Below are 9468 nucleotides of genomic sequence, written 5' to 3'. Positions count from 1 at the left end.
AGGGGGTCGGATTAGCATCTTCGAATTTTTTAGAGCTAAATAATGATGAAGTTATAGTTGGAAGTTACTGGTCCCCAGCAGAGGCAGTAACTCCGATTCTCGGCCTTCTTTTGGTATACTCCATTATCCTAATTGGTGCGCTTTTAGCTGCAGGATTTGTAATTGCCCGGTGGCGGGGCGTTATGGTTGTATTTTCTGTATTAGCTCTCCCAGGATTATTGAATATTGCTGGGAAGTGGCCTCAAATAAACTACCTTCCTGATTCCTTTTTTATTGGCGGAGGTGGGGCGCTAGGGAGTCCGTTGGGTCTTATTCCTCTCTTGATTATTAGTCTGTTAACGGGATGGTGCATAATAGTAATTGCCTACGACACTCTCAATCTAAACGATAAATTTCGTGGCTACTATGATCATCTTTGGTATGCAACTGCGCTGTTTGCTGGGATATTCTTTGTGGCAGATTCTGTTGGAAATCGCCATGCTTCAAACCTTGCGGAAGGAAATCGAGTAAGTCGAGAAGCTAGCTTGTATTTATTGAATCAAGTGCGGAGCTACGATCATTTTTGTAAGGGAGAAGACCTGAAAGAAACACCTTCGTGTATATGGGCTTCTGATGTGCAACAAACATTGAATGAATACGCGGCCTACGGTTCGGGCACTTTTCATCTCTTCGGTCCTACTGAGAGTGCTGAAATCTACGCTGGTATCAGAAGCTCAGTGTCAGAAAAAGAAATCATCGAAATCCGTGATGAGATCGAACGTTATAACCGTACGGTTTGTCCTGTCGAAGAGCTTGGAGAGGGAATTCGGCGATACGCTAGACCGTCTGGAGTCTGTCAACAAGTGCCATCTGAATTCTGCACCTCTTTTCCCGATCCACCGGAAGGGTTAGTAGATAAATATATCATGACGCATTCGGTTGCTCTCGCTAGTGAATGCATCATACCAACGCTGGTTGTTTCTAGGGCTCGTCAGAAAAATTCGAGCGCAGCTATCGCAAGCAATCAGCAAGGTCGATACCAACGGTGGTGGTTATATATAGCTCTAGCTGCCGTAGTTGGTGGGAAAATAGCTAATTCGACAACAAAAGTCGCCAATCTAGATCAACGTAGTGCATATGATAGGCGGCGGTTAGTGCTTTCAACCCTTCGTGCGTTTTCCCGCGGCTCTAGGAAAATAACTGAGATTTTTAAAACGCTTGGTTGATGGCTGACGTGATCGCTATCTCATATGTAATTCTTAGGTGGCGCGTGGCAGATCTGCATTACAGTATGCCAAGCTTGGCCGTCAAGAGCGAGTAACGCTTGCCCCTTAAAATATAATGAGAGTCTCAAGACAGTGAGGTTTTGATAATTGAGTGAAGAGCAACCACTTAGAAAGGCACTTAAGCAACGACTAGAGTTCAGGACGATTTTAAGCATTGTGAGTGTGACGGCTGCTGTCGCTGCCGCCACCATTGCTGTTTGGCAAACTCTCGAAGCCAAATCAGCGTCCCGAGATGCAGCTAAGTATGCCTTAGCTTCAGAACGTCTGGGCAGTTGCATGAAGATGAATGAGCTGGTTGCAAGTGCGAGTTACGACGCTTCATGGTATGAGTTTGCGACAAAGCCATACCGAGAAAACCAACGGTTTCTTCGTGTCGTAGTTGCAGTCCATAATCTCGAAGAAGAGGTAGGCCAGTTTCGGCAGATGACACCTGGAATGGGCGCTGAAGAGTTGTGGGACATGACTATGGTTATGGAAGCCCACCTGAAAGATATGGTGGCGGATGGTGGTGATTACTTAACAAAATCACAGATTAGGGAGGAGTTATCAAAGATAAAATCGGCGCAGGAGAATATTTGCAGTAGGATGCTGGGGCCGGATGGTGGATTCTAACAATCTCAACAGATTCTCAAGCGTATTAGTTAGGGATTAGTTTCAACAGCTAAGCTCAACGAAGGCTTCGAAACGGACTAGTGCAAAGCGCTTCGCGCTTGCCCTAGTCGCTGAGCTCGAATAGTTAATCCTTTAATAACAAGTTGTGTCAGTCTAACTAGGCGGATTTAGGTAGGCCTCAACTGCATAATTATGCGCCTAATATTCATTGTAAAACCACATTGGTTACATTTAACGAACTAGCAGTCCACCTTCTTATTCCGAAAAAAAGTGAGTAAAAGGGCTTTCGTAAGAAATGAATTTACTGTTCCTAGGCACTTCCGCAGGTGTACCCACCAAAAGTAGAAACGTCTCAGGTGTCGCCTTACGCGAGAGCAAGGGGAAAGGCTGGTACCTGATCGATTGCGGTGAGGGCACCCAGCATCAGGTTTTGCATACCAAGCTGTCGTTTCATTCACTGAAAGCCATCTTTATTACCCACGTACACGGCGACCACTGCTATGGGCTGCCGGGCATACTGGCGAGTGCGGGAATGGGAGGCCGGAAAGCGCCGCTGACCATTGTGGCGCCCGCAGGCATCAAGGCATGGTTGGAGGCTACCTGTGAGGCCACGCAGCTTTGCTTGCCCTTTGCTCTGGAGTTTATCGACTCGGACAAGCTGCCCAGCGTTGCGTTTGAGAGCATCGCGGTTAGCACTCACAGGTTTTCACACCGGGCGCCGTCCTATGCTTATGGGTTTACGGAGACAAAGGTCGACGCCGCCTTGGATGTGGATAAACTAGCGCAAAAGGGGATTCCAAGAGGGCCGTTGTGGGGGCAGTTGAAGCAAGGGGTTGATGTTGAGTTTGAGGGTGAGCGGTTAAAAAGCCATGACTACCTGATCTTCAAAAATAAGCCGAGGAAAGTGCTGATTGCCGGGGATAATGACCAACCTGACTTGTTGGTTAAGGCGTGCGAAGGGGCGCAAGTATTGGTTCATGAAGCCACCTACACCGAAGAGATGGCCCAGAAGGCCGGTGATGTAGGGCATAGCTACGCCAAGCTTGTCGCCGCGTTTGCCGAGTCTGTACAGCTTCCCAATCTGGTGCTGACGCACTTTAGCCCCCGTTATTCGCTTCATCCCCTTGCCTCGACGTCCATAGAGGACATCCGAAATGAGGCCCAACGCGTCTACTCGGGTTCGCTTTATCTGGCGCGTGATTTTGGCGAATACACCCTGGATAAACGGGCCATTTTTCTGAGATAGAGGCAAAGTGGCTTTTTCTAGGAGTGGAGAATGGTGATAACAATGCTGAGTAGCTCATGACTCCCTGCAGAGCTAATCCCTTTTAGTGTTGATCGTAATGACCGCCGATAGCAAAGATATAAATGGCAGTATCGTCGAATCGGTATATCAAGCGGTCTTTTTGCGAGATTCGCTTAGACCATAGCCCCGTCAGGTTGTGTTTGAGCGGTTCAGGCTTGCCCAAGCCAGAGGCGGGGTCGTCAGTACGTAGCATTTCCTTGAGCAATTTACAGAGCGCTTTGTGCAGGCGTTTGTCCTTTTCACGCATGGCTTCATACGCATCCCAGGTATTCCCCTCAAATACCAGTGATCTCATCCATTTGCTCTTTGGTCGGTTGATAACCTTGGCGGCGTTGGTTTGTCTCAAGAGAGTCAGCAATTTGTTGCATAAGGTTATTGCTTTGCAGTACGTGGAGCGTTTCTTGCTCCCTCTCCCAGTCATCCGCGCTGATAACCACAAAAGCCTCACCAGCACGCCGAGTTACCTTCAGCGGTTCGTGACGGCTGATGACTTGCTCTACGACGCTTTTTAGATTGTCTCTAAACTTGTTAACGCTAATAGTGTCCATAAGGCCACCTTTATGTACGGGTATTCCGTACAAATATACACCCAGATGGTTTGGCGGACCAAGCCGTTTATTGACTTTCTATATGAGGGGAAGGGGGATGGTAGCCTTAGCCAAGGTTATGTCTTTCGTGATACAAGCCAGGGCTTGGCGTTTTAGCCTTAATGACCGAAGCTGACGAGGAGATCCATCATGCAGAAATTGAGAATTGACCTGGTATCCGATGTCGCCTGCCCGTGGTGCGCCATCGGCTACCGGCGCCTGGAAAAAGCGTTGGAAACCCTGAAGGGCGAGATCGAAATCGAACTTCACTGGCAGCCCTTTGAACTCAACCGCAACATGCCGCCCGAGGGCGAGCCGATCCTTGAGCACCTGTGCCGCAAGTACGGCAAGGACGCGGCCACTATGGAGCAGTCCCAGCGGGAGATCATGCAGGTCGCCGAAGAGCTGGGATTGAATTTCCGTGGCGCCCAAGAGCGGCGGGCGAACAATACCTTCGCTGCCCACCGCGTGCTGGCGTGGGCCGCAACGCCAAACCGAGAGACGCCCCTGCAATTGGCCTTATTTGATGCCTACTTCGGTGAGGCGAAAAACCCTTCAGACCCAGAGGTTCTGCGTGAGAAAGCCATTGAGGTCGGGCTAGACGGCGACATCGCCGAGGCCATCGCCCGGTCGGATCAGTACGCAGATGAAGTGCGAGCGGCACAACAGCAGTTCATGGAGGCAGGGGTGAGCGCTGTACCGGGGTTTATCCTAGATGGGCGCTACCTGATTTCCGGCGCCCAGCCCGCCGAGGTGCTGGTCGATGCGCTTCGTCAGGTGGCTGAAGAAAACGCTAGCCGCTAATGCTTTAGAAGCCCCGGCCTGAACTGGGGCTAATTAGGCTGGTTCATATCGCAACTTCTTAAGCGCTGGCTTTAAGACTCAAAGCCAGCGCTCCCGCCTTACTGCAAAAACGCCCGCAACGTATCACTCGCTTGGTCAATGGATAGCACGCCATCCAAGTGGCCGCGATTGCCTTCCAGGGTTTCCAGCGTCACTTCAGTGCCATCCGCTTCAATCAGCTCGGCGGTGCGGCGCACGCCTTCAGGAGCGAATACCAGGTCGTTTTCGCTATACAGCATTAGGGTAGGGGCTTCGATGGCGGCCAGGCCTTCTTCTAACGAGTCGCCGTGGCCTGCCATAAAGGTTTGGTTGGCGCGTACCAGGTAGAGCAGGTGGTTGGCATCGGAAAGCTCCGCACGGGCGGCGGCAATGTCATCCAGCGTTTGCTCAATGGCATAGCGGGCGCTGATATCCTGGGCGGGATCGCGTTCTTCATCGGCCCAGTCACGGTTAAAGGTTTCGTTGGCCCACTGCCAGTGGTTGGCGTTGAGCGTAACGAGTTTAAGCGCTTCTTTTAATCCATCGGTAGGCGGTTCGCCGTTGTAGTAGTTACCCTCGTTCCAATTGGCGTCCACGCGGATTGGCGCGGCCCAAGAGCTCAGCGTTGCCAACAGCCACGGGTCGGCAATGCCACCGCCGATAACGGGAATCAAGCGCTCAACCCGGTCAGGATAGGCGCTGGCCCATTCAATCGCTTGCAGGGCCCCCATGGAAGCACCCATCACCGCATGCAGCGATTCAATCCCCTGGCTTTCCAGTAGTTCGCGCTGAACTTCGACGAAGTCCCGAATGGTGACTACCGGGAAATCCATGCCCCAGGGTTCGCCGGTGTCTGGGTTAATAGACGCGGGACCGGTGGTGGTAACGTTGGGGTCATGGGCTCCGAGGTTCACCAGCGTATCCGAGGAGATGATGTAGTACTCGTCGGTATCTAATGCTTTGCCGGGGCCGATAATGGCATCCCAGTAGCCGGTGGGGTTACCGTCAGCATTGTAGCGGCCTGCTGCGTGGCTGGTGCCGGAGAAAAAGTGGGTGATCAGAATGGCGTTATCGCGGGCTTCGTTGAGTTCACCGTAGGCTTCCCAGCCTACCGTCACGTTGGGGATCGTCTCGCCGTTTTGTGTCGTGAAGCTGTCGATCTCAAAGGTTTGCTTCTCGACGACGCCGTCCCACGCCCATAGTGGGGAGGATATGAGCAGGCCAAGGCCCGCTATCATGAAAGAGGACTGTTGTATGAAAGAGGATAGTTGTGTGCGACGCATAGGGCTTCCTTTGCTGAGAGGTTGTGATTGTTATTGGCGGCTGGTGGCGGCCCTAATCAGCATAGTCAGCGCTCGCCTATTTTGAACGCATTTCATCTGCTAGCTTGCTAAAGCAGCAGGGGCTAAAACAGTGTGGGTTCAGTGGTGAAGGGAACGCGGTATGCGGGCGGAAAGTAGCAAAACATACGGGTATAGGGATTTACGCTATGCTGGGAAAACTATTTTTTCTTAACGTTGCATCCTGCCGCTCAAGGATAAGATGACATGAGCCTAGAAATAACCATGATCGTATTGCTCGCGGCCATCTTTAACGCCAGCTGGAATGCGATTGTTAAAGTGAGTGGTGACAGGATCGCCGTTATGGCGGTCATCACTTTATTGGGCAGTTTGGTTTCTGCGCTCGCGTTGCCTTTTGTAGCGCTCCCTGATCCTGCCAGCTGGCCGCTTCTTGGCTTGGCCATCTTGATTCATACGGCTTATCACTTCAGTTTGCCCATGGCTTACCACTATGGTGATTTTGGCCAGGTCTATCCCATCGCACGTGGCTCAGCGCCGTTACTCGTGACTCTTGGCGCTGCCGCGTTCGCGGGTGAAATGTTGGGTTTTCTCCCGTTACTCGGTGTGCTGTTTCTTGGAGTTGGCGTGATGTCGCTGGCATTTGATACCAGCACCGGTATTACCAGAAATCCCCGCGCTATCCTTCTTGCGCTCGGTACGGGCGCCTTTATCGCTTCCTACACGCTGGTGGGCGGATTGGGCGCTCGGCAAGCGGGTTCGGTGCTCGGCTTTGCGGTGTTGTTGACGCTCGGCAATGGCTTGCTGACGTTCGCGATTGCGCTTATGTGGAAAGCCAAGGAAATAAAGAAAGTCGTATGTGGCAACCTGGCACCCGCTATCGCTGGCGGTGGAATGCAGGTCGGTGCGTATTGGATCGTTATCTGGGCGATGGCCTACGCGCCTCTCGGCATGGTTTCGGCGCTTCGCGAAACCAGCGTGCTGTTCGCTGCGCTTATTTCTACCATCATTTTGAAAGAAGGCTTCGGCGTATGGCGGTTTGTGTCTTCTGGCCTGATCGCTTGCGGTATTGCGCTGACGCGTTATAAGCCTTAGCCACTGCCCATCAGTAGTAGGGCGAAAGATGATCTCCCTGGTATCGAATGTGAGAACATGGCGGTTGTGCATGCTTGGCCAGCACCTTATGTGCGTTTGAGGAAAAAATGAAAAAGTGGCTACTCATAGTGCTCGCTTCGCTATCGCTTGCAGCCGTGGCGGACGACGAGGCGCTTGATTGCAATAATATAAGGAACACGCTCGAGACTAATCGGTGCGCGGCTATCGAGTTAGAGGCCGCCGAGGACGTACTCACCCACTATCTGGAAACGAGCGTTGAACATAACGCGGCTGACCCTGAGCTAGTCGAAGCTATTCAGGTAGCTCAGAAGCAGTGGCACGCGTATAGCGAGGCCCATTGCGGCGCTGTCTATACGCAGTGGCGCGACGGAACCATTCGCGGCGTCATGGGCATTACGTGCCTTACCCGGTTAACGAAACAGCGAACGTACGACATCTGGCAAGACTTCCTGACCTATATGGACAGTACGCCGCCGGTGTTACCGGAACCCCCCGTCGAGTAACGTCTTGATTCGTTACATGACGGTACTGCCGTTACGCCCGATAGACACGTACCATACTTTCTTCAGTTTGATCGAATGAGGGGGTACCCAGTGAAGGCGTTGAGAATTGACTTGGTGCGCTGGAGCGTCGGGCGAACAATACCTTCGCTGCTCACCGTGTGCTTGCCTGGGCGGCCACGCAGAACCGGGAAACGCCCCCTGCAACTGGCACTATTCGGGTGGCGCCTACTTCGGTAAGGCGGAAAACCTTTCAGGCCCACATGTGTTACGCGAGAAGGCCATCGAAGTAGGGCTTGATGGCGACACCGCTGAGGCCATCGCCCGGTCTGATCAGTACGCGAACGAGGTTCGAGCGGCAGAGCAGCGGTTCATGGACGCCGGGGTGAATGCGGTGCCGAGGGACATCCTCGACGGACGTTACCTGATTTCCGGCGCCCAGCCTGCCGAGGTGCTGGTCGATGCGCTGCGTCAGGTGGCGGAAGAAAACGTGAACGGCTAACGTCTCGCCTTAGAGTGGTCACCGAGCCTACTGACTTCAATTCAACTGTGAAAAATGCCCATGACGTCATCACTTCATCGCCTTTACTCTTTTCGTCGCTGCCCCTATGCCATGCGTGCCCGGCTCGGCTTATTGTTTGCTGAGTTACCGGTGGAGCTGCGCGAGATCACATTGAAGAAAAAACCGGCCCAGATGCTAGCGATTAGCCCGAAAGGCACTGTGCCTGTTTTACAGCTTTTTGATGGTACTGTGATCGAAGAGAGCCGAGAAATAATGGTGTGGGCGCTTGAGCAACAAGATGCGCAAGGGCTGTTAGATGCGAAGGTTAGGACTCAGGCCAATGCCCTTATCGAGCAAAACGATAATGAATTTAAACATTGGTTGGATCGCTATAAATACGCCGACCGACATCTCGAAATGACCCAGGCAGAGTACCGGCAACGGGGTGAAGCTTTTTTACAGGTTTTAGAGGAGAAGCTGACTCAAAAGCCTTATCTTCTGGGAGATAACGCGACCATTGCTGATATTGGCATCATGCCTTTTATCCGCCAATTCGCCCATGTAGATCGCGATGTTTTTTATAGCCTACCTTACCCGCACCTGCAGCGGTGGCTACAGCACTGGTTGGAGCACGCGTTTTTTCTGCAGGCCATGACCAAGTTTCATCCATGGCAAGAGGGGGATGACGTGGTGGTTTTTCCATCTTGAAAAGCGCTACCTGCTTACTAGGGGAATGCCATCCATGTATCGCTCAAGCTATACCAAGGGGATAGAGATATATGGACGTTGAAATCAGAAAAGCCGAGCCGTCAGATGCTCGCGCTGTAAAAGAAATTTACGAATGCCCAAATGCCTATTCGGGCACTCTTCAACTTCCCCATCCATCTGTTGCCCTCTGGGAGCAGCGTCTTTCGAATACACCACAGAATGTTTACGGGTATGTTGCTCTGGTTAATGGAGAAATCGTGGGCAATTTGGGCTTTGAGGTCTGTCAAAACCCAAGGCGCAAGCATGTGGGGTCGCTCGGTATGGGGGTGAAGGATAAATCCCAAGGGCAGGGGGTTGGCAGTGCGCTGTTATCTACGGTGGTCGAGCTGGCGGATAATTGGCTTAATCTCAAGCGCATCGAACTCACCGTATACACAGACAATGAGCGCGCCATTAATCTATACAAGAAATTTGGTTTTGAAATTGAAGGTGAGTCGGTGGCTTTTGCTTTTAGGGGTGGTGAATACGTGAATGCATACCATATGGCCCGCTTTTCGAATAATGCATGACGCGACGTTGAAAGATAATCCACATTATATTACGAAGAGCAGAGTCAGCAGACCTCACAACGGTTTTAAGCTGGCTCCACACGGAACAAGCATTCCGTAAACGCTTTTACGCTCAAGGTTTACGAATCAAATAAGCCTGCTTTCCATCTGTATCATTCGTTGGGTTTTGAGTTCAGCGGCAAG

11 protein-coding genes and 1 pseudogene are annotated in these 9468 nt (G+C 51.9%); 9 read left to right on the top strand and 3 right to left on the bottom strand.

The window, feature by feature from the left end; genetic code table 11:
- The 3 genes from ACT3R7_RS20125 to ACT3R7_RS20115 form a co-directional block, all read left to right on the top strand.
- Positions 1 to 1205: hypothetical protein (locus tag ACT3R7_RS20125; protein WP_496199420.1), on the top strand; the 1205-nt coding region annotated here is incomplete at its 5' end.
- A gap of 147 nt (positions 1206 to 1352) precedes the next feature.
- Entirely contained in the window at positions 1353 to 1877 is a 525-nt protein-coding gene (locus tag ACT3R7_RS20120) for a hypothetical protein (RefSeq protein WP_193090902.1), read from the top strand.
- 295 nt (positions 1878 to 2172) lie between these two features.
- Entirely contained in the window at positions 2173 to 3123 is a 951-nt protein-coding gene (locus tag ACT3R7_RS20115) for a ribonuclease Z (RefSeq protein ID WP_193090903.1), read from the top strand.
- 82 nt (positions 3124 to 3205) lie between these two features.
- Here ACT3R7_RS20115 and ACT3R7_RS20110 read toward each other — a convergent pair whose 3' ends face one another.
- Complete coding sequence (locus tag ACT3R7_RS20110; RefSeq protein WP_193090904.1) at positions 3206 to 3478, bottom strand: Txe/YoeB family addiction module toxin; 273 nt, start codon at positions 3476 to 3478, stop codon at positions 3206 to 3208.
- Positions 3459 to 3731 (bottom strand): type II toxin-antitoxin system Phd/YefM family antitoxin, encoded by a 273-nt coding sequence (locus ACT3R7_RS20105; RefSeq protein WP_193090905.1) that lies wholly within the window; start codon positions 3729 to 3731, stop codon positions 3459 to 3461. Before ACT3R7_RS20105 ends, ACT3R7_RS20110 begins: the two co-directional genes overlap by 20 nt.
- Positions 3732 to 3920: 189 nt before the next feature.
- On the opposite strand from ACT3R7_RS20105, the gene ACT3R7_RS20100 reads away from it, so the two are divergent.
- Positions 3921 to 4574: a DsbA family oxidoreductase gene (locus ACT3R7_RS20100; RefSeq protein WP_193090906.1), complete on the top strand. Its 654-nt coding sequence runs from the start codon at positions 3921 to 3923 to the stop codon at positions 4572 to 4574.
- A gap of 98 nt (positions 4575 to 4672) precedes the next feature.
- Here the strand turns inward: ACT3R7_RS20100 and ACT3R7_RS20095 are convergent, their stop codons facing one another.
- Positions 4673 to 5875, bottom strand: a complete 1203-nt coding sequence (locus ACT3R7_RS20095; RefSeq protein WP_193090907.1) for an E22 family MetX-like putative esterase — start codon at positions 5873 to 5875, stop codon at positions 4673 to 4675.
- A 264-nt stretch (positions 5876 to 6139) separates the two neighbouring features.
- On the opposite strand from ACT3R7_RS20095, the gene ACT3R7_RS20090 reads away from it, so the two are divergent.
- The 5 genes and pseudogenes from ACT3R7_RS20090 (at position 6140) to ACT3R7_RS20070 (ending at position 9285) form a co-directional block, all read left to right on the top strand.
- Positions 6140 to 6985 (top strand): EamA family transporter, encoded by an 846-nt coding sequence (locus ACT3R7_RS20090; RefSeq protein ID WP_193090908.1) that lies wholly within the window; start codon positions 6140 to 6142, stop codon positions 6983 to 6985.
- Between the two features lie 107 nt (positions 6986 to 7092).
- The gene (locus ACT3R7_RS20085; protein ID WP_192539600.1) at positions 7093 to 7509 is read left to right on the top strand and encodes a lysozyme inhibitor LprI family protein; all 417 of its coding nucleotides are present in this window, start codon (positions 7093 to 7095) and stop codon (positions 7507 to 7509) included.
- A gap of 113 nt (positions 7510 to 7622) precedes the next feature.
- A pseudogene (locus ACT3R7_RS20080) lies at positions 7623 to 8008 on the top strand (DsbA family oxidoreductase); the annotation flags it as partial.
- Positions 8009 to 8068: 60 nt separating this feature from the next.
- Entirely contained in the window at positions 8069 to 8716 is a 648-nt protein-coding gene (locus ACT3R7_RS20075; RefSeq protein ID WP_193090909.1) for a glutathione S-transferase, read from the top strand.
- A 71-nt stretch (positions 8717 to 8787) separates the two neighbouring features.
- A complete protein-coding gene (locus tag ACT3R7_RS20070; RefSeq protein WP_193090910.1) occupies positions 8788 to 9285 on the top strand; it encodes a GNAT family N-acetyltransferase in 498 nt (165 codons plus the stop codon).
- Positions 9286 to 9468: the final 183 nt, after the last annotated feature.

The organism is Halomonas sp. AOP43-A1-21 (assembly GCF_052376775.1).
In the GTDB taxonomy this organism is placed as follows: domain Bacteria; phylum Pseudomonadota; class Gammaproteobacteria; order Pseudomonadales; family Halomonadaceae; genus Vreelandella; species Vreelandella colorata.
Note: the sequence above shows the minus strand (reverse complement) of the source record. Positions and strands in the feature narration are given on the sequence as shown.